The following is a 19,030-nucleotide window of genomic DNA, read 5'->3' as shown; positions in this document are numbered from 1 at the left end:
AGTAATCTGGAGTCTGTACTATAAGGAGTTGAGTGGTTTGGAAAATCAGCATGCAAAGATTGTCGCTATCATCACGATAAAACCAGAATCACTACAGGGCGGCGGCGCGCCTGTTTTCATTGTGAAAGATCAAAAGGAATTACAGAAAATCAGCATGACACTAGAGAAGATAATGGATGCTTCAGCGCATGAAGTTGACACGGATACACTTGTTATTGTTGCACGTTAAATTTTGTCCAGGAGGCGTTTGTGAATGACGAATAAAATATGGACAACGGTTGGCAAGTCTGAACAACGAATTGATGTGGTAGAAAAATCGACGGGCAAAGTTAGATATGTTGGGGATTATTCGGTACCTGGCCTAATGCACGCGAAACTTGTGAAAAGCACTCAAGCACATGCCTTGATCAAATCCATTGACACGACTGAAGCGTGGAAAATGCCTGGCGTGCGTGCAATCGTGACAGGAGAGGTTTTCCCATTTCATATTGGCCCGATTCTTGCAGACCGCCCACCATTGGCATTCGGCAAGGTGCGGTATTATGGGGAGCCGATAGCAATTGTTGTGGCGGATTCTGAACATCAAGGAAAACTGGCGGCAAACAAGGTAAAAGTAGAATACGAACCGCTCCCCGTCGTGAATTCAGTCCAGCAGGCATTCCAAGCTGACGCACCATTAGTACATGACAATTCCGGAGACTATACAAAAATAATCGATAACGTCTATCCTGTTCCTGGTACAAATATCGGCAGTCACATTAAAATCCGTAAAGGAGATATCGGACCTATCTGGGCGAATTGTGCAGAAACGATATCGGCTTCTTATTCAATCATCCTTTCCGATCATGCCGCGATGGAAACACGAAGTACCCGGGTGGAGATCAATCCGGACGGGAAAGTGATTATCCATTCCTGTTCTCAATCCCCCTATATGATTAAAAAGGTATTTAACCAGTTTTTTAATATTGAAGTAGGCAATGTTATCGTCCACATCCCGTTGATTGGTGGTGCTTTCGGTGGAAAAGGAGCTATTCAATTAGAGCCACTTGCTTATTTGGCATCGAAAGCTGTCGGTGGGAAAATGGTCAAGCTACAGTATGAGCGGGAAGAGGATATGATAACCGCCCCGTGTCATATCGGACTTGATGCAACGATAAAACTGGGTGTGACGAAAGAAGGGAAATTGATGGCGGGGCAGTATACCTTCCTCGTTGATTCAGGTGCTTATACAGACCATGGGGCGGGTATAACGCAGGCGATTGCACTCGATTGCACGGGGCCATATAATGTTCCAAATGTATGGTGTGACTCCTACTGCATGTATACGAATCATCCGTTCGCAACGTCATACCGAGGCTATGGGCATCCCGAGCTGACTTTTGCTGTTGAGAGAACGATGGACATATTAGCTAAGCAATTGAATATGGATCCGATTGAATTACGAATATTGAATGTGATTAAACCTGGAGACACAACACCTACCCAAACAGTACTCACTACAAATAATATAGGGGATACTGAAAAATGTATTATTCGAGTAAAAGAATTGATTGGTTGGGATGAAGGGCAAAGAATCGCAGTTGGTGAAAATTTAGTGCGCGCAAAGGGAATCAGTTTGTTTTGGAAAACGTCGAAGACTGCGACGAATGCCCAAGCAGGAGCAGTTATCACATTTGAACCAGATGGAGCTGTGAATTTAAACTGTGCTGCGATTGAGCTTGGACAAGGAACGAAAACCACCCTTGCACAGATTCTTGCTGAAAAGTTGAATATGCCGATGGATAAAATTCACGTGATCATGGAAGTGAATACACAGTATGATCCACATCAATGGAGCACCGTAGCGAGCAGCACGACATTCTTGGCGGGACGTGCAGTACTAGCTGCCGCTGAAAGTGCAATTAAGCAAATGAAAAAAACGGCTTCCATCGTATTGCAATGTTCTGAAGAGGATTTGGAAGTGGGAGGCGGACGCGTCTATTTAGTACCTGACCCCGCTTACGGAGTCGAAATAAAGGACATTGCTTTAGGTTACACATTACCTAGCGGCCATGCGGTAGGCGCGCAGATTATAGGAACTGGTTCTTATATTCAGCGCCATTTGACACCGATGGATAAGGAGACTGGTTTCGGGAAACCGGGGTCATGGTGGTCTGTCGGTTCACAGGCGGTAGAAGTCGAATTGGATGAACGTAATTTCACGTACAAAATACTTAAAGCTGTCACGGTGCTTGACGGCGGTACCATTATTAATCCCATGATGGCGACGCAGCAAATGCGGGGCGGCATGTATTTAGGGTTAAGTTTTGCTAGCAGTGAATCGTTTCATTTTGATGAAAATGGGGTAGTAGAAAACGCGGATCTGCGCACTTATCATATGCTTCGTTACGGGGAACAGCCGGTAGAGTATTTGGTCGATTTTATCGAAACACCATTTGCGGACGGACCGTATGGTGCACGGGGAATCGGGGAACACGGAGTAATCGGTATGGCACCGGCGTTAGCGAATGGACTTTCCGAGGCTGCGCAAGTTGAATTGAACGAACTACCGCTCATTCCAGAATTAATATGGAAAACAAAGAAGGAGAGCGGACAGTGATTGCATTCGATTTTAACTACTATAAGCCTTCAACCATTGCGGAAGCTATAGAGACGTATATTACAGCGACTAGTCTCCGGAAAAAAGTTATCTATTATTCAGGAGGAACAGAATTCATTACGTTCGCACGGACGAATAAAATGCATGCCGATGTGGTAATTGATATTAAAGGGATTCCTGAATGCAATATATGTGAAATCCAGGGAGGGCAGCTTATTATTGGTGCGGCGATTTCGTTAAATAAACTGGTGGAAACAAATCTGTTTCCCTTATTAAGCCAAACTGTTAAGCAAATTGCCAATCATTCTTCACGAAACAAAATTACGATAGGCGGTAATATAAATAGTCAATTGATATATCGGGAAGGCGTTTTACCATTTCTATTAGCGGATGCAAAGGTGAAGATCGCCTCACAGGGAGAAGAAAAAGTTGTTTCATTGAAAAAAATATTCGATCGAAAGATGACTTTAGATGAAGGCACATTCCTTGTTCAAATTATCGTCGATGCATCATTTATCGATTTGCCTTATCTTAGTTTGAAACGGACTCAAATGACTAAAGTGGGTTATCCTGTCGTCACTTTGGCGGCTTTGTTGAAAGAGAACCAAATCCGAGTCGCTTTTAGCGGGTTGTGTAGTTTTCCATTTCGTTCAAAGAAGATAGAAGCGATTGTTAATGATGATTCATTATCTGAGAGGGAGAGAATAGAACAAATAGCCTCTCATCTTCCAGCATCAATTGTGGATGACTCGCATGCATCCGCAGCTTACTGTGGATTCGTGTTAAAAAACCTGTTAGTAGATACGTTTGAAGTTTTGGAGGGGAAAAAGTGATCAATTCCATTGATACAACAAAAACAATTATTCAACTTCTTGTGAATGGTGAAACCCATGACGCGGTCATCCGGTCTGCCGATACGCTTTTGCATACATTACGCGAGCAACTTGGCTTAACTGGTGCAAAAAAAGCATGTGAAAACGGCGATTGTGGGGCTTGTACAGTCCTTGTAAACGGGGAACCAATGCATTCATGTCTATCCTTGTCAGTTGAAGCGGTAAATGAACCAATTATAACAATCGAGGGGTTGTTGGATTCTCCGGTTCAAAAAGCATTCATTGAGAAATGGGCCATTCAATGCGGCTACTGCACGTCAGGGGTTATCGTCAATGCACATGCCCTTATTGAAAAGCATCCTGACGCTGAAGATGAGACGATTGAAGAGTGGCTTCAGTCGAATTTATGCAGGTGTACGGGCTATCAGGAGATTAAAGAAGCAGTAAAAGCGGCGTTACTTGAAAAGAAAAACCTGCCTTCGACTGGTTGAATGAGTCGATGGCAGGTTTTTAACCTTTTTTGAAGCTATTATTTCCACTATTTAGCGAGTGGATAAGCTGTAAGGTTTGCGCAGCCTGTTCGATTTGTTGCCGAACTTGCTCCAATTGTTGCTGAACTGCGGTAGTCGATTTGGTAACCGCAGTCCCTTGCATTTGATCCAGCAGCTGTGATGCTTGTTGAAGTTGATGCTGTGCTTGTTGCAACAATTGGAAGTCAGTCGTAGAAGTGCTCAACTGAATCGTTTGCATTGCCTGTTGCATTGCTTGTAGTGCTTGTTTCTTTTGACCTTGGAATTGTTGCTCCGTATGTGCTTGGTTCTTATCAGACTGTTGTTTCAAGAGGAAGACTCCTTTCGTTTGAAATAGACTTGTCCTCGTTAGTGTTAGTGAAATCAGTCCTTTTTAATCAATGATTATAGGGACAGATTTGACAATTCAAAACGATATAAAAATAACCCATCCCTGAGTAAATAGCTCATTAGGATGGGTTATTTAAGCTTATTGGTAAGCAGTTGTTACGCTGATTGAGTGGTCTTTTTTATTCTAATCAATCTAATTTCGCGTGAATTATGTCCGGAATACAAAAAAGATTCCTCAACCTTACCACTTTAATGTCATTAGTAAATGACAACATTCACCTGGATTTTCATCGTTGTTTAATTCAATACGAATTCCAGTTGGACTAAAATATGTTTTGATTTTTAATGTGATGCCTGTTGATACAATTAATTCATCTACCTTTTTTGTATTTGATAGTTGTGCTGCTTCCATTAACTCATGTGCGAATTCTTTAGAGTTAACGATCTTGCTTGCTAATAAATCCGCTTGTTTCAATAGATCTTGAAATCTTAGGGCCGAAGTATTCAACACTTGCGTATTTATAGATGGAAAAGGACTTGGCGGTCTTAAAATGGTCTGTGGTTGAACATGCTCGTTGTACAGCCACCGTGGATTAGAATAAGGATTGGCCCAGTGTGGATAAGGGTTATAGTGCATAAGAGTGCCTCCATTCCAAGTATCGGGTATCCTATCCTATGTTCAGTGACTCTGTACGGTTAAGGTTATTGGAAGTATCGATAATGAAAACTAGCGTATTTTTCGGATAGTAAAGTTGTCTTCCAGTAACAACCAATTTTGTGGGAATGGGTAACCAAGAACCCAGTAACTAATTCCGCGTAAATTATAGTCCTTTACCACATCAAACTTTGCCTGTGCACTGCGGGCATCTTCGAACCAGACTTCGTGGTTACGCCCCTCTGCATCCGTGTAGCGATAAAATGGTGACTGCGCTATTGGGTCATATTGAATGGCCACCCCATATTGAATAGCCCGGCGAATTGCTTCCTGTTGGCTAAATGTTTCTGCCTCTTGTCCTTGCACATGAGGAAGTAACCAGTCGCGCGCATAGATTTGAAAACCAAACAAGATTTTGTTTCTTGGTATTACGGTAACAGCGTAATCCAGCACCCTTTTTATTTCATTTAGCGGTGAAATTGCCTGTGGAGGACCTAATCGATAACCCCATTCATAGGTCATCAATACGACGAAATCGACAATTCTTCCGTGTTCTGCGTAATCATGTGCTTCATATAACAACCCTTTTTGCTCATCGCTAATCTTTGGAGCAAGGGCTGTTGAGACGGAATAACCTTCCGGATGCAAGCGATCCACTGCACGCTGCAAAAATTGGTTATAGTTTTCACGGTCGGCCGGCAACACATTTTCAAAGTCAATATTTAATCCTTGAAAGCCTTTTTCTTTCATGACTTTTAAAATATTTGTTAATAAAACATCCTGAATATCAGTACTTGCAAGGACTGAATGCGCCAGACTAGATCCAGCGGCCGTGGCACTGAAATTTGTAATGGCCATCACAGGAACAACTCTTTCGGCAGCGGCAGATTGAAGCATAGCGGTATCGTCGATGGTACTTAGCCCACCATCTTCACGAATCGTATAAACAAAAGGCATCCAATAGGTTAAATATTGGCCTACTTCTTGAATTTCCCTAGCGCCTGTTTCCCCAGTATTGATTGTGTAGGCATTCACATCAATAACTGGTTTATGGGCGGGGATGGTTAAAATAGTTTCGGATAAAATCATATTGGGATTTTGAACTTGATTTATCTTACTAATTTCTTCGACAGTTGTACCATAACGCTGTGCAATTTGTGTTAAATTCTCACCAGGTTGTACAGTATGTGTCTGAGTAGGTGTTGGAACGACTAGAGCCAGCCCACTTACTAGTTTGCTTGGACTTTCCAACTGGTTGGCTGTCACGATTTGAGTTACGGTGACGCCGTAACGTTGTGCAATCAACCATAATGTTTCCCCTGGATGTACTACATGAATTTGCATATAGTTCTCTCCTCATATATTCATCTCTTTTATGATATTCAAAAGGGACGGGGGATAGTATTGCAAGAGTGTGAAATACCTCTTTTTGTATTTTTGCAGGTATTATTCCCGCTGTTAAATGATTGAATATATATATGTCACTACTTGTAGATAATCTCAGTAAAAAAGGACGGACTATGGCAATTAACGGACTTCCTAATCATGATATCTAATTACCAAGAATAGTTTTTCATAAATAAATTATTAAAATACCCATAAGATCTCCCCATGCCATCATTAGATAAAGAGAAAGAAGAATTTTCATTCTGGAGGTGGATGGTCATGGCGAAAAGAAACCGAGGAAAAGCAATAAAAAAGCTCCCTTCAAAAGGAAGAGGAGACTGTCCGTTGTGTACTCGAAATAGAATTAAGTTATTATACAATCATAAAACGGAAGCGAAAGAACTCATTAAAGTATGTAAAAACTGCAGGGATAGATAAGCTTACAAGGCTACTTTAAACGACTTTTTCATTTTAAATGTAAGGCATCTTTTTAGATGCCTTTATATTTACATAAAAATGATGATAGAGGTATAAATCTTTCATACAGGAATTGTGGAATTTGGGTTTGGAGGAACGTATGTATGGTATAATAGAAGAGTAATAGAATAGGTGACTCAAGGGTGGTCGGCTCACTTCCGTACGAAAGGGGGTGGTGCCAATGACAGTATTCGAATCGTTAATGTTTGCAATTTCTTTTGCAACATTGATCGTATTGGTACTTGCATTTAACCATAAAAAATAACCCATCCTTGAGTTAAAGGCTCGATGGGTTATCCCTGTCATTTTGCCAATCCCCTTGTAGGGAACCTGCTTATTACATTGACCGTTTGGTGTTAGCGCACCAAGCGGTCTTTTTTATTGTATTCTAATCTTATTCTTATTATACGTTTGAGGGGTTTAACTTTCAAGTGTTTGATTCGAATAAGCTTTTGGATATTTGTATTCTCGAATGAGCTCGGCAAACAATTTAATCATGTTGCGATGAAACCGCATGGTATATTAATGAAAAAGGGGTTGCTGTGTGTGAGGAATGAATTAACGATTAAGGAGCTTCAAACACGTAATGAAATTGTTGAAGCATATCCGATTATGAGGCAGTTGCGAACACATTTGGATGAAGATACCTACTTGGAATTAGTCTGTGAAGCACAGAGAAAGATCGTTACCAACTGTCTGTGTACAAAGTGAAAGGGATATCGTTGCAGTAATCGGTTTCAAGCCAATAATCACACTTTATTATGGTCGATTCATTTGGATTTGTGATTTGGTGACGGATACCACGAAACGGTCTAGTGGGTATGGGGAGAAGTTACTTACCTATGTCCATAAGTGGGCAAAAGACAACGGCTATGAAAGTGTTGCGCTGTCATCAGGCTTGCAACGAACAGCGCACATAGGTTCTATGAAGAGAAAATGGAGTATGACAAAGTGAGTTATGTATTAAAAAAGTCGTTAGAATAGATATTTAAGATAAACAGGGAAGTTAGGTGGTGTATTACTTGGATAACGAATGGTTAGTCAACTGGTTTAATAACAGCGGGACGGTATGAAGTATGAAATCTGAAGAGACTATCGTTGGGGAAGTACTGGCAGACAAAAGTGGAAGAGTTATTTCATCATGAACTATTAGTTAATCTAAGAACGTCTGTATGGTATAATTAAGAGGTAATAGAATAGGTGACTCAAGGGTGGTCGGCTCACTCCCCATGAAAGGGGGTGATGTCGATGTCAGTTTTTGAAACGTTAATGTTTGCTGTAGCTTTCGCAACTTTAATTGTGTTGATTCTGTCATTTAACCATAAAAAATAACCCATCCTTGAGTTAACGGCTCATAGGGATGGGTTATTCTCACTCCGTAAGTGCTGATCCCCTTGTAGGGAACCGACTATTGCATTGATTGATGCGACAACATCGATCAATCTTTTTTTATTCTAGTCAAGCTATATCCTCATTATACGTTTGAATTGCGCCCCTGACAACTTATTAGTATATTTGGATTTAAGTAAATAGCTTAAAGGGAATAGTTCCGATCTTTACCACCCTAGAAACTCACTTATTATTTTACATCGCTTACTAGCCGACTTCCAAATTTTTCTATACTCGAATTGGCTTCTTGTTAAAATCTACTTGAGTTTTCAGCTTCACGCAAGTTGACGAGGCAGGCGGTGTTATCACCCATGAATCAATGAAAAAATAAGGAGTGATTTAATTGAAGGTCGCATTTTTTGATAGGGATGGGACTATTATTGAAGACTATCCTGACCACAAGTGGACGGATATAAAGAATCCTGTGTTTTTAGCCGATTCAGTTCAGACTTTAAAGAGCGTTGACCAAAGAGGCTATGAAATAATTATCATCACGAACCAATATCTAATAAACGAAGGATTTATATCATTAGAGCAGTACCATGACATTACAGCAAAGATGCTATATGAATTATCATGTCATAAAATAAAAATCCTGGATGTATTTCACTGTCCTCACAGTAGGGATGAAGGTTGTGATTGTATAAAACCTCAAACCGGGATGATTATGAATGCAATACTGAAATACCCAAATATAAATATTGATCAATCATTTATGATTGGCGACTCAATCGTTGATGTAGAACTAGCTATCAACATGAAGATGAAGGGGTTTGGAATAGGGGTAGGTTCATCTTCCAATATGAAAAACATTTACGTTCTGGACAATCTCAAAGAGGTACTCGCTTATATATAAATTCACTCCTTATAAGATATGTAATCGCTTATCCTCTTTATCAGCCATCATTTCGTATTCTTAACCAGTGATGACTCTAAGAGGCGAGACGAAACTACAACTTCGAGTGAGGAAATTGTATAATTAGACAAAAGCGTAGGAAAGCATTTTAGGAATTGTCTATTGGAATAATAATAATCCTATCTGATCCAACGGGAAAAGGGGTTATAAAATTGAACGCTATGAATAATGAATCAATTCCAATCAACTTAGTAGCTGATTTTGATGAGTTTGTTAGCTATATAAGCGGACATGTAGTTCAGCTAACAAAGGCAAAAGAGTACATATCAAGAAAGCATCTGCCCGCGATTAATGAACGTATGACCATAAGAACCAAGGATTGTACATCGTATACTGAACAGGCCTATTATTCTTTCATCCATTTCATCTATCACTTGGCTTTAAGCGGATGTTTGCTGGAAAAGGTGTCGGTAAAATCGGGACCGCTCCAACTGAAAGTAACAGAAAGAATGGATTTGTATAAAGAATTAACAGATGTAGAAAAATACTTTTTTTACTCGAAACGTTCTGGGTCGATGTGAATTGGGCGAGACTTCAGGATAAACAACATAATTCAATAGCTTTAACGCTCCCCGAAGTGTTTTCTATATTAAGTCGGGATGAGCCAGGACGAACTTGGGTAGTGAAGAACCCAAAACCGATGTCGGGCGGATACTAGCAAGTTGTACATATGATTGGTATTACTTCAATCTCTATTTTGAGTGGTTGGGTTTATGGATTTGCGAAGAGGATGTAGAACGTAAAGAACAACGTGATAGCAAAAGTGTATATTACGCCAAAAAGATTGAGGTTACGCAGTTCGGTACTCAAATGATGCCTATTTTACTTATTTCGCGAAACGTATGTGCATGGAATATCGCGTTGCGTCGGGAAGATGGAGAGTTCAATGTTATACCAGGTTCAATATTAGATGGGAGATTCGGTGCGTATTTATCCGATGAAGACCAAAGCGCCCAGCCATTTTTTCAACCTTTTATAAATTTATTTTCAAAAGATGAATTGATGCATACCTTGCCTAGAAACCGAAAGCAATTCATTGATGGTCGTTACACGTTTAAGGTTTCACTAACAAATAAAATATGGAGAAAACTAACTTTTTCAGCTAAGCATACAATGGACGATTTCCATCAAATCATTATCAAAGCATTTGAATTTGACGATGATCATCTGTATTCTTTTTTCATGGATGGTGAAAAATGGTCACATGATTGTATCGCATCTCCTAATGATGACTTTGGTCATGCGGATGCTTCTAAAATACAAATTGGTGCTGTTGGTTTTATCACGAGGCAAAAGTTTCTGTATATTTACGATTATGGTGACGAATGGACATTTTTAATAGAAGTAGATGACATAAACGAGAATGCTGAACAAATACTTAATCCTTATGTGCAAGAGACAAGGGGAGAGGCACCAGAGCAATACAGTGACTTCTACTAATTAAAGTAATTAATGAGTAATCACTAACACCATGGAGAAAGGCGAGTGTTTTCAAATGACTATACCAATTAACCAAAGAAAATCAGAGCATATTCAAATCACGTTGAATGAGCAAGTAACGGGTGACACTATCACAACCGGCTTCGAGAAGGTTAAATTTATCCATAATGCGTTGCCTGAAATCAATTTCAATGATATCGCAATCGATACGACATTTTTAGGTCATGATTGCAAAACACCATTTATTATCAGTTCGATGACGGGCGGGGCTGCATTTGCAGAAACAATTAATCGGAATCTTGCCGAAGCTGCAGAACAAAGAGGCTGGGGATTAGCTTTGGGTTCGACACGAGCGCTGATAGAAAGTGCGGAACATCGAGCTTCTTTTCAAGTAAGGAAATATGCACCGAGCATCCCGATAATCGCTAATTTAGGCGCGGTTCAGCTTAACTATGGCTTTGGCGTAGATGAATGTCGCCGAATCATTGACATAACAGAGGCGAATGCACTTGTCCTCCATTTGAACAGTATTCAGGAAGTGATTCAACCAGAAGGAAATACGGATTTCAAAGATTTATTGGAGAAAATTGAACGACTTTGCAGTGAGTTGGGAGTGCCAGTTGGTGTGAAGGAAGTTGGGTGGGGAATTGACGGGGCCACAGCTAAACGTTTATGCGATGCAGGCATTTCCTTTATCGACGTAGCGGGGGCAGGCGGCACATCATGGAGTCAGGTCGAAAAGTTTCGTTCAACATCTACAGTAAAGAGAAAAGCAGCTGAAGCGTTCAGTGATTGGGGCATCCCAACAGTCGAATGCATTACTTCGGTAAGGGGTAAAATTGTGGAGCAACCAATAATCGCAAGCGGTGGAATGCATACTGGCCTAGATGGAGCCAAAGCCATTGCACTTGGTGCAGACATGGTCGGATTCGGCAGATCGATTCTGAAGGAAGCCACGCAGTCTATGGAGGATGTCTTGGAAGTGATGGAAACGAGGGAATTGGAACTACGGATGGCAATGTTCGGTATAGGGTCGGCTTCGCTGGCTGAGTTGAAAGAGACGGATAGAGTCAGTTACCAGATCCGTTAACATCTAGAATACTATGTGGATAGTGAGTTATGGCAGACTTCGATGCGCTGTGGGATTACAATCACCCTGAAGAAACCGAGCGGGAAATTTGCCAAATAATCTACTGAATACATTGCAGGTGATTTTCAAAGAAGAAGACATGGTCAATGAGTGTATATGCAGAAGAGGCACTGTGAGAGAAGATTGAAAGGCAAGAGAAGACAGAATGATAGTTACCCTATAAAGAAAAAGAGCTGAATTTAAGCTCTTTTTTTGCTTTAATGAGATTAAAGCGAAGAAATGTCTCAAAATCCATAGGTATTCCAATTGAATCTAATAATTTATTACTAAAATGTTTAGCTGTGATAGGACTTGGAGTCATTACTTATAGTATATCTGTTTTACGAGATGGGTTACTCGACTAATTATATATGCTATAATTTTCTGAAATGTTAAATGTAGGAATGATTAATTGTCTAAAGAGGATAAATTTATAGCTATTGACGGACAAGCAGCTTACATTAAATAACCAAAAAATCCGAATTATATGCGTTATTTTTTAAGTGGTTGTTGTGCTTTTGTGTTGGAGAATAGTAGTGAATGGGATGAGAATATAAAAAAAGAATTATTTAGTGATTTATTAGACGGAAGGTATAACTAGTAGACTAATAGAGCCCAGTAGTAATCAAATTGAGGAAGGGTGTGTCAGGTGTGAATCTTATATTGACTAAAGGACTAGCTGAAAAAATAGAACAATCCGAAGTTGATGCACTGCTTTCAAGGCTGACTGCTGTACAAGAAATAAAAGGTAACCCTATGGGAGTCGACATACAAAGGTTTGGAAATGCCACAGCATTTTCAGTCAAAAATATTCCAGGGCCATCTTTTAATACGATTAAAGGGTTAAAAGATGGCGATGAGCAGTTTGTAGATCAACTAATCGAATTTTATAATGACAGAGAAATTCCTGTGCGTTTTGAGTTGACTCCTGCACACGTTTCTTCAGATTTCCTTACTTATCTCAATAAGGCAGGATTTTATCAGTCAGACTTTCATACAACTCTATATGCTTCGCTGTCCCAAGACTTAGCGCCAATTAATCCAAAGATTTTAATCCGCAGGTTGGAGAAAAATGAATTTGATACGTTTGCAGAAATTTATGCAAAAGGATTTCAAATGCCTGGATTTTTACAAAGTGGGATTGCTCAAAATAATGAAATCTTATATGACAATGAAGATTGGACTTTTTATCTTGCAATTGTTGAAAATGAACCCGCTGGAATTGGTGTGTTGTTCATTAAAGACGGGATAGCTACTCTTGCGGCGGCAGCTACTGTTCCACACTTAAGATATAAAGGAGTACAAAATGCTTTGATTAGAGAACGTATTCGTCATGCTAATACACTAAACAGCAAGTTAGTTGTAGGGCAAGCCAGATTCGGTTCCATTAGTCAAAACAATATGGAAAGAGTAGGAATGAAAATTGTCTATACAAAGGCAATTTGGGTAAAACAATAGTCTTCTTTCTTGAGTCGACATTCGGTGAATATGCTTGTAAACGATTGTTGGTACACACAGTTAGTGCTAAATAGGGGGGACTTGATAACTTAGACTCTATCTACGGAATGACTCAGCTATTTTGATTAAAGGAGAGGTTTTTATGTTTACTTATAAAATTGATGAAAAAACAAAATTGAAAATGCTAAATCTAAATGACACAGAGCCATTATTTATGTTAACAAATCAATCCAAAGATAGTTTGAGAGAATGGTTACCATTCATTGATAGTACTAAATCCTCGGCAGATACGGAGGCCTTTATCAGGGGAACCATGAAACAATTTAGTGATAATAATGGGTTTCAAGCAGGAATTTGGTTTGAAGAACAAATTGCTGGTGTAATTGGATTTCACAAAATTGATTGGAACAACAAATCGACGAGTTTGGGGTACTGGTTAGGAAAAGGGTATGAAGGCTCAGGATTAATGACTAAATCGGTTAGGGCTTTTGTGAATCATGCGATCGGTGAGTTGGGTTTAAACAGAGTCGAGATCCGGGCGGCTGAAGAAAACACGAAGAGTAGAGCTATTCCAGAGAGATTGAATTTCACAGAGGAAGGCCGTGTTCGAGAAGCCGAATGGCTATGTGACCATTACGTGGACCATATTATTTATGGAATGCTAGCTAAGGATTGGAACAAGAGTAATAAATAATGAGGTTTTATTTGAACAGTTGAAAATCTTTAAGGGTTCTTATAGTAAAAGAACCCTTAAAGAATGGATGATAGGTTTCAATGTGATAAAACTTGAGTGGAGGTTAATTTAATGGGAAAAGAATTTCCAATAATTGGAACTAGAAGATTAATCTTAAGAGAAGTAACAGCGAAGGATGCTAATGATGTGTTTAAATATCTATCGGATAAAGAGGTTGTGACACCTATGGGGTTAGCACCTTGCCAAACAGTAGAAGATGCTCAGGATGAAATAAGGTGGTATAAATCGATATACGAAGATGGTACAGGAATTAGATGGGGGATTACGCTAAAAGACTCTGGTGAGGTTATAGGAAGTTGTGGCTTTCTTAATATGCTTACCAAACATCATCGAGCTGAAGTCGGATATGAATTAAGCAAAGATCACTGGGGTACAGGGATTGCTAGTGAAGCATTGGAAGCCGTTGTTAAGTATGGCTATCAACACTATCAGTTAGAAAGAATTGAGGCTTTGATTGAACCGACGAATCTCCCGTCACAAAAGCTAGTAGAAAAGCAAGGATTTAGAAGAGAGGGATTACTGAGACATTATGAATTTACTTGTGGTAAATTCGATGATTTATATATGTACTCAATCATAAAAGCAGATCTCAATATTGACTACATAGATACTAAGTAATAGTGAGGAAATACAAATGGCGGCGGAAGAGAATGCGCTTATTAAGGAATTCCGCTTTATTGTCAATTACTTAGGTCAAATCGGTAAAAGCATTATAAAAGAAAGAAGGTCCATTGCTAATAAAATAGCAATGGACCTTCTTTTCATGGGAAATGTACTCAATAAATTGGAAACCCCATATATAAAATATTGATCAATGAGCTATTGTGAGTTTAAGTAAGTCGATAATAGTTCATACAATCCAACGCCTTAATTGGTAATGGCACGTAAGACAATCGAGAAGACGCTTTTGGGCAATTAAAATGAATTTTGATAAGGCGGCCTAACAGACTCTTTATGAAGTCTCGAAGTCGATCAATTAAGTGCACCTTAACTCTATTAACATCATCATAAAAAATAAGGCGCTTAGTTCGGTAAACAATCAAAATGCGCATTGATATTGTGAAGACCACGATATAGTGGGGGCGGAAATGAAAATAGGGGAGCATACAGCGTTTATCCAACTAACACCAATTATTTAACATTTCCAATGCAGTAAACGTTTGTTATATTAGCGAATTAAAAGAACACTAATTAAAAACACAAAGTGACTGAACGGCAGAAGAAAAACAACTATTGTTTAATGAGGTTGAAAGTAAGTTAACTGTTGAGGAAATTTAAGTTTTGAAGGTTTTAACTAACAATGTGTTCAAACGATGTTAAATCTTCATCGCAGACCAGCGTACAAGCTCGTATAAGCAGGCAATCTCGAAAAAGGATATAGTTAGCCTATTACGAAGAATCAGATGCTCTACAGCTCGTAGGAGTACAAATTAATGAGAAGGCGGCGGAAGCGAAAGTCGTCCGTAATAACGAAGCAGAATTGTTAAATAAGGGAATGCTATTTTTTTTAGCAATCCTAATGCAGGCGAAAACATTGGTCTATACGGCTATTCATTGTGGAAAAACCAAGAGCACACGTGGTTTTGGTTTTGGGGTAAATTGGATTATTCTAATTTAAGTGCCGAAATCACGAGGGTTGAACGTATGTTCCTATCGGTAGGAACATAATTGAGAGGTAAGAAACCATGTTCGAAATTTATTGTGGAAACAAAACGATATTTTAAACAAAACCAGTCTATATTATCCAAGTAAAAAAGTTATTTTAGATTCTTTTGTTTAAAAACTCGTAATTTGGGTATATATAGCCCGAATAGAACACTAGTTCTATACCCTGTAAATGAGCATATTTTGTTGAGGGTATTGAATGTAATCAACGAAAAATCGTTCATTTATTAAGAAATGGCTCATCTATCAAGCTAATAGGAGGGAAGTGAAGGCTGTGTCGAGAAATCCAGGTATGACAGACGAAGCCATTATTAAAATGTATAAAAGTGGCATGTCGTTTAAAGAAATGGGTCCAATCGTCGGCCTGTCCGATCCGGCAATTCGGAATGTGATGTATAAGCATGGGATTTCAATGAATCGAGAACAATACTCTGGCCAACCTAGAAAGCATAAAGTGAATGAAGACTATTTTAAAGTATGGACACACGAAATGGCTTGGGTGTTAGGTTTATTCGTGACAGATGGACATGTGAATAAACAACTCCATAGCATGTACTTTTCTCAAAAAGATGAACGTATTCTTCAATTGATTGCCAAGTACATGGAGGCAGACTATGTGCTTGCAGCTACAGGGCCAACAAAAACTACACCAACTTTAATCATTAATTCTAAAGAGATTAAAAAGGATCTTAAAATGTTGGGGATAATTTCTAATAAATCATTATCAGTTCCATTTCCCAATGTGCCAGAAGAATATTTAGCGTCGTTTGTAAGAGGCGTTATTGATGGGGATGGCTGGGTACAAAAATCAGGTTACGTTATGAATGTTACGTCAGGCAGTCAGGATTTTGCAGCTAGGCTCTTGTTCGTATTTCAATCATGGCAATTACGTTCAGAAATCACGATAACAGTAAGTCCGGCTGGAAATTATATTTATCGTATTTGGGTAAAAGGCAAATACGAGCTTCCAAAACTTGCGGAAATTATATATAATAATGCAGCATCTGATAATTTTATCTTACACAAAAGACAGCGAATGTCACAACGTTATTTCATATAGTAAGTAAAGAGTCCAGAATTAAATTTGAAATTTGATAAGGAGTGAATTAATTATGTGGAAGCTTGTAGATGGCAGATTGATTCAAACGACGGATACAGCAAGGACCAATTTTGTCACTAATATTAGTCAATCAATATTGGAAGATCTTAGATCCGTTGCAAAAGAAAATAACACGCACGTTAACTATTTAATTGAAAGTGGATTACAGTCATTATTGTCTGAAAATCAAATCTCATATAATAAAGATACTCGGCCAAAAGATCGAATAGCATTCAATAACAGCTGTGATAAAGAATTGCTTAATGAGGTTAAGCAGTTTGCCAAAGCGCATAAGTTATTCCTAAATGATGTGATAGAATATAGCGTTCAGTTCATAGATGTTGAAGATGCAAAGAAATCTAGTCATAGATACAGGATAGAGCTATGAATTTACGAGTTCATAGAACTACATGGTCATAATATATATTATCGGTAGTTGCGTTTCATTCGATAAGTATACTTGAAACAGTGAGATAAAACGGAAATTGTACAATGACAAGAATGTTTAAACTAACTAAACAAGAAAACCTATACTAATTAGACTTTCTTGTTTAGTTTATTTGTACAAAACCCTATGGATTCATTGGTTAACACTTATTTATTCAGGCATCTAATAAATATTAGCTAATCCATTTAATTTTCAATCGTCTTTCGTCATCTTAATTACAAGACCCTGATAATTACTAACGCTACCCATTTGTCATCCATACAGCAAAAACACTGTACCACAGACTGTTACGAGAGTTTTCATGAAAGTTGAAAATGTTAAAGTATTACGCCTGAAAAGTCCCCTTTTAATACTTCTTTTTCATCCTGATTTTCACATACAAAAGATGCAGTAATAGCTGTTCTATTGTTTTTATTTTCTTGCCTTTCGTATTTTTCGATTTTAACTTCACAAATTATTGTATCACCAGTAAAAACAGGCCTTAAAAACTCAAAATTCATCGTACGAGCTAGCACATTATTGTCTCCACCTACTTTTGTTGGCAAAGTTGCCGTTAGTAACCCTTGAACTACAAGTCTTCCTTGTTCATCTGGGGTCAAGTGATGAATCCCTTCATCACCTGAAATCTCTATAAATAATTCAACATCCCTTACTGTAAATGACCGTTCAAACGTAATTATATCTCCTACTTTTAATGGCATATAAATTTCCCCCCTGAAGGTTTTATACTGTGTCGTTTATTAGGTGTGAATATTATGACTATTGAGAGCGGTATTCAACTATCCTTCTTCGTTATAAAAAGAGACTATTACTATCAGGTAAGATTCAACAGTTTTCCATCCACTTCCCACCTATTTTATTTATGTGAGAAAGTAATGGGGTTCCCAATCTTTAGGTTTTATGTTCTTATTCATCCATTTCTCTTGTGGTGCTTGGTATGGCGCGGTAGCGATTAAATAATTGTTGTGCCAGCTAGCTGCACCGGAACGAATCATTTCATCGAGCAGGATTTGAATAAATTCTTCTGGCTGAACCTGGAAAGAGTAGCGTGCAAAATCTTGGAACCAGCCACATTTTAGTAGATAGTTACCGATATCTTCTTTTGCCAATCCGTTTTTAATGATTAGTGTGAATGAAAAAATCCTCTTGCAGGCATGCCATGAAACTTTGTCTGGCATACTAAGCCACTTTTCAAACCGTTTCCTCGCTGCATCAATGGCGGCCAGGGGATTCTCCATTTGAGGTCCATGCCCTGAATATGCCTGCTGAATCCGGAGCATAGACAATCGATCCAAACTTTCTAGTGATCGTTGGATAGATGAAACACCTTCGCGAAAGATATTCAACCATCCGATATCATTTTTGTGAAAGAGATCCCCGCAAATTAATATCTCTTCTTCAGGTTCATATAAAGAAATATGCCCTAACGTATGTCCAGGTGTATGCAGGACATTGAAGGTTCTCCTTCCCGTATTAATCTCATCGTTATCCAAGAGCCTTAGATCGACCCGATAAGGTTCCACAGGCTGATCTAACCATTCTGAACCGCATGCTTCAGTATCACAAGAATTAATTAAATCGGCTTCCCATTTATGAGCAGCAATCTTAACGCCATAATTTTTTTGAAGTTGATAATTGCCGCCTACATGGTCACTATGATAGTGCGTGTTAACGATGAGATGTAATTCTTCTGGTGAAACACCTTCTTCTTTAATTAATAGCTCAGTATCTTTCACATCACTTCCAAAACCAGTATCAATAAGAATCGGGAGCTGATCCTTAATAAGAATCATATTTGCACTTGGAAATTTTCTTTCAAAGAAAATAATATTGGATTTTTTCAGAAGCCATTCCTCCTTAAATTCAATGACTAAACAATTCTTTCTGCCACATCTATCAGATTTGAATTAACCTTATTTACA

The 19,030-nt window shown here is 38.8% G+C and carries 20 protein-coding genes; 15 read left to right on the top strand and 5 right to left on the bottom strand.

Annotation, left to right across the window (positions count from 1 at the left end; all coding sequences use genetic code 11):
• Window positions 1–37: 37 nt before the first annotated feature.
• From MKX62_RS19495 to MKX62_RS19480, 4 genes are read left to right on the top strand one after another with little or no spacing between them, the layout of a single operon-like run.
• Window positions 38–229, top strand: a complete 192-nt coding sequence (locus tag MKX62_RS19495; RefSeq protein WP_340742134.1) for a capping complex subunit for YIEGIA — start codon at window positions 38–40, stop codon at window positions 227–229.
• Window positions 230–253: 24 nt separating this feature from the next.
• A complete protein-coding gene (locus MKX62_RS19490) occupies window positions 254–2,599 on the top strand; it encodes a xanthine dehydrogenase family protein molybdopterin-binding subunit (protein WP_340742133.1) in 2,346 nt (781 codons plus the stop codon).
• Entirely contained in the window at window positions 2,596–3,432 is an 837-nt protein-coding gene (locus MKX62_RS19485) for an FAD binding domain-containing protein (RefSeq protein WP_340742132.1), read from the top strand. Before MKX62_RS19490 ends, MKX62_RS19485 begins: the two co-directional genes overlap by 4 nt.
• Complete coding sequence (locus MKX62_RS19480; RefSeq protein WP_445683539.1) at window positions 3,429–3,923, top strand: (2Fe-2S)-binding protein; 495 nt, start codon at window positions 3,429–3,431, stop codon at window positions 3,921–3,923. The genes MKX62_RS19485 and MKX62_RS19480 overlap by 4 nt, the downstream gene beginning before the upstream one ends.
• A 19-nt stretch (window positions 3,924–3,942) precedes the next feature.
• Here the strand turns inward: MKX62_RS19480 and MKX62_RS19475 are convergent, their stop codons facing one another.
• The 3 genes from MKX62_RS19475 to MKX62_RS19465 form a co-directional block, all read right to left on the bottom strand.
• A complete protein-coding gene (locus tag MKX62_RS19475; RefSeq protein WP_340742131.1) occupies window positions 3,943–4,272 on the bottom strand; it encodes a hypothetical protein in 330 nt (109 codons plus the stop codon).
• 261 nt (window positions 4,273–4,533) lie between these two features.
• Window positions 4,534–4,929, bottom strand: a complete 396-nt coding sequence (locus MKX62_RS19470; protein WP_231885665.1) for a hypothetical protein — start codon at window positions 4,927–4,929, stop codon at window positions 4,534–4,536.
• 90 nt (window positions 4,930–5,019) lie between these two features.
• Complete coding sequence (locus MKX62_RS19465; RefSeq protein WP_340742130.1) at window positions 5,020–6,291, bottom strand: glycosyl hydrolase family 18 protein; 1,272 nt, start codon at window positions 6,289–6,291, stop codon at window positions 5,020–5,022.
• 1,183 nt (window positions 6,292–7,474) lie between these two features.
• Between MKX62_RS19465 and MKX62_RS24485 the strand changes: the two genes are divergently transcribed.
• From MKX62_RS24485 to MKX62_RS19410, 11 genes are all read left to right on the top strand, one after another.
• Window positions 7,475–7,765: a GNAT family N-acetyltransferase gene (locus tag MKX62_RS24485; protein WP_445683538.1), complete on the top strand. Its 291-nt coding sequence runs from the start codon at window positions 7,475–7,477 to the stop codon at window positions 7,763–7,765.
• 777 nt (window positions 7,766–8,542) lie between these two features.
• On the top strand, window positions 8,543–9,055 hold the full coding sequence (locus MKX62_RS19455) for a D-glycero-alpha-D-manno-heptose-1,7-bisphosphate 7-phosphatase (protein ID WP_067209342.1): 513 nt from the start codon (window positions 8,543–8,545) through the stop codon (window positions 9,053–9,055).
• A 212-nt stretch (window positions 9,056–9,267) separates the two neighbouring features.
• Entirely contained in the window at window positions 9,268–9,636 is a 369-nt protein-coding gene (locus MKX62_RS19450; protein ID WP_187044852.1) for a hypothetical protein, read from the top strand.
• A 94-nt stretch (window positions 9,637–9,730) separates the two neighbouring features.
• Complete coding sequence (locus tag MKX62_RS19445; protein WP_340742129.1) at window positions 9,731–10,555, top strand: plasmid pRiA4b ORF-3 family protein; 825 nt, start codon at window positions 9,731–9,733, stop codon at window positions 10,553–10,555.
• A gap of 55 nt (window positions 10,556–10,610) precedes the next feature.
• A complete protein-coding gene (gene fni / locus MKX62_RS19440; protein ID WP_156476023.1) occupies window positions 10,611–11,645 on the top strand; it encodes a type 2 isopentenyl-diphosphate Delta-isomerase in 1,035 nt (344 codons plus the stop codon).
• Window positions 11,646–12,335: 690 nt separating this feature from the next.
• The gene (locus MKX62_RS19435) at window positions 12,336–13,142 is read left to right on the top strand and encodes a GNAT family N-acetyltransferase (protein ID WP_340742128.1); all 807 of its coding nucleotides are present in this window, start codon (window positions 12,336–12,338) and stop codon (window positions 13,140–13,142) included.
• Between the two features lie 142 nt (window positions 13,143–13,284).
• Window positions 13,285–13,836, top strand: coding sequence for a GNAT family N-acetyltransferase (locus tag MKX62_RS19430; RefSeq protein WP_340742127.1), 552 nt, complete (start codon window positions 13,285–13,287; stop codon window positions 13,834–13,836).
• A 111-nt stretch (window positions 13,837–13,947) separates the two neighbouring features.
• Entirely contained in the window at window positions 13,948–14,514 is a 567-nt protein-coding gene (locus tag MKX62_RS19425; protein ID WP_340742126.1) for a GNAT family N-acetyltransferase, read from the top strand.
• 16 nt (window positions 14,515–14,530) lie between these two features.
• Window positions 14,531–14,707, top strand: a complete 177-nt coding sequence (locus MKX62_RS19420) for a hypothetical protein (RefSeq protein ID WP_156476021.1) — start codon at window positions 14,531–14,533, stop codon at window positions 14,705–14,707.
• Between the two features lie 1,128 nt (window positions 14,708–15,835).
• Entirely contained in the window at window positions 15,836–16,621 is a 786-nt protein-coding gene (locus tag MKX62_RS19415; protein ID WP_340742125.1) for an LAGLIDADG family homing endonuclease, read from the top strand.
• A 52-nt stretch (window positions 16,622–16,673) separates the two neighbouring features.
• On the top strand, window positions 16,674–17,048 hold the full coding sequence (locus MKX62_RS19410) for an rRNA methyltransferase (RefSeq protein ID WP_067209323.1): 375 nt from the start codon (window positions 16,674–16,676) through the stop codon (window positions 17,046–17,048).
• Window positions 17,049–17,425: 377 nt separating this feature from the next.
• Here the strand turns inward: MKX62_RS19410 and MKX62_RS19405 are convergent, their stop codons facing one another.
• Entirely contained in the window at window positions 17,426–17,809 is a 384-nt protein-coding gene (locus MKX62_RS19405) for an FAS1-like dehydratase domain-containing protein (protein ID WP_187044846.1), read from the bottom strand.
• 159 nt (window positions 17,810–17,968) lie between these two features.
• A complete protein-coding gene (locus MKX62_RS19400) occupies window positions 17,969–18,901 on the bottom strand; it encodes an MBL fold metallo-hydrolase (RefSeq protein WP_338656691.1) in 933 nt (310 codons plus the stop codon).
• Between the last annotated feature and the right edge of the window lie 129 nt (window positions 18,902–19,030).

It is taken from the genome of Sporosarcina sp. FSL K6-5500 (assembly GCF_038005665.1).
Taxonomy (GTDB): Bacteria; Bacillota; Bacilli; order Bacillales_A; family Planococcaceae; genus Sporosarcina; species Sporosarcina psychrophila.
Note: the sequence above shows the minus strand (reverse complement) of the source record. Positions and strands in the feature narration are given on the sequence as shown.

Bases quoted from the DNA above. Each gene is read 5' to 3' on its own strand.
- MKX62_RS19430 (WP_340742127.1), top strand. From the start codon at position 13,285: ATGTTTACTTATAAAATTGATGAAAAAACAAAATTGAAAATGCTAAAT.
- MKX62_RS19465 (WP_340742130.1), bottom strand. From the start codon at position 6,291: ATGCAAATTCATGTAGTACATCCAGGGGAAACATTATGGTTGATTGCA.
- MKX62_RS19400 (WP_338656691.1), bottom strand. From the start codon at position 18,901: ATGATTCTTATTAAGGATCAGCTCCCGATTCTTATTGATACTGGTTTT.
- fni (WP_156476023.1), top strand. From the start codon at position 10,611: ATGACTATACCAATTAACCAAAGAAAATCAGAGCATATTCAAATCACG.
- MKX62_RS19470 (WP_231885665.1), bottom strand. From the start codon at position 4,929: ATGCACTATAACCCTTATCCACACTGGGCCAATCCTTATTCTAATCCA.
- MKX62_RS19410 (WP_067209323.1), top strand. From the start codon at position 16,674: ATGTGGAAGCTTGTAGATGGCAGATTGATTCAAACGACGGATACAGCA.
- MKX62_RS19425 (WP_340742126.1), top strand. From the start codon at position 13,948: ATGGGAAAAGAATTTCCAATAATTGGAACTAGAAGATTAATCTTAAGA.
- MKX62_RS19420 (WP_156476021.1), top strand. From the start codon at position 14,531: ATGGCGGCGGAAGAGAATGCGCTTATTAAGGAATTCCGCTTTATTGTC.
- MKX62_RS19490 (WP_340742133.1), top strand. From the start codon at position 254: ATGACGAATAAAATATGGACAACGGTTGGCAAGTCTGAACAACGAATT.
- MKX62_RS19405 (WP_187044846.1), bottom strand. From the start codon at position 17,809: ATGCCATTAAAAGTAGGAGATATAATTACGTTTGAACGGTCATTTACA.